This is a genomic window from Methylobacterium sp. E-046, assembly GCF_022829625.1.
GTDB lineage: Bacteria > Pseudomonadota > Alphaproteobacteria > Rhizobiales > Beijerinckiaceae > Methylobacterium > Methylobacterium longum.
In genome coordinates this window covers 1-1,016 of record NZ_JAKSYP010000059.1, presented here as the reverse complement: position 1 = coordinate 1,016, position 1,016 = coordinate 1, and the positions used below count along the sequence as shown (strand labels likewise).

The window sequence follows — 1,016 nt, the reverse complement described above, 5'->3', positions numbered from 1 at the left end:
CCGCCGAGTTCAAGCGCGTCGCCAAGGGCGGGCGGACCGTCTGGATCCAGGCGAGCTACAACCCGGTGCTGGACCGCGCCGGACGGGTCGTGAAGGTCGTCAAGTTCGCCGCCGACATCACCGCGCAGAAGCAGCGCATGCTCGATCTCGATGGTCAGATTGCCGCCCTACACCGCTCGCAGGCGGTGATCGCTTTCGATCCGACCGGCACGATCCTGGAGGCCAACCAGAACTTCCTCGACGCAGTCGGATACCGCCTCGACGAGATCGTCGGCCGACATCACAGCCTGTTCGTGGATGCGGACGAGCAGAAGGGAGCAGCCTACCGCGAGTTCTGGACGAAGCTCGGCCAAGGCATTTTCTCCGCGGGCGAGTTCCGGCGCATCGCCCGGGGCGGTCGCGAAGTCTGGATCCAGGGGACCTACAACCCGATCACCGACGCCGACGGCACGGTGCTCAAGGTGGTGAAGTTCGCCGCCGACATCACCGCGCAGATGCAGGACCGCCAGCGCCGGGCCACGGCGCAGCGCACGATCGGCGCCGACCTCGACGCGATCGGAACCGCGGTCGAGGACGTAACCCGGCGGACCGCCGAGGCGGCCGGGACTGTCGGTCAGGTCTCGAACGACATCCAGTGCGTGGCCTCGGGCGCGGAGGAGCTGTCGGCCTCGGTCGGCGAGATCAGCCAGCAGGTCAGCCACGCCGCACGCATGGCCGGCGAGGCCGTCGAGCAGGCGCGGCACACCGGGGTCATCGTCGAGGGCCTGAGCGGGCAGGCGACGCAGATCGGCGAGGTCGTGAGCATGATCCAGGGCATCGCCGCGCAGACCAACCTGCTGGCGCTCAACGCCACCATCGAGGCGGCCCGCGCGGGTGCGGCCGGCAAGGGCTTCGCGGTCGTGGCTTCCGAGGTGAAGGCCCTGGCCGAGCAGACCGCGAAGGCGACGGATCAGATCCGCGGGCAGATCAGCGCGACGCAGGCGGCTACGCGCGAGGCTGTGGGCGCGATCGGCTCG

1 protein-coding gene is annotated in these 1,016 nt (G+C 69.7%); it reads left to right on the top strand.

The window, feature by feature from the left end; all coding sequences use genetic code 11:
* The coding region (locus MKK82_RS03635; protein ID WP_243984669.1) for a methyl-accepting chemotaxis protein at positions 1-1,016 on the top strand (1,016 nt) is incomplete at both ends.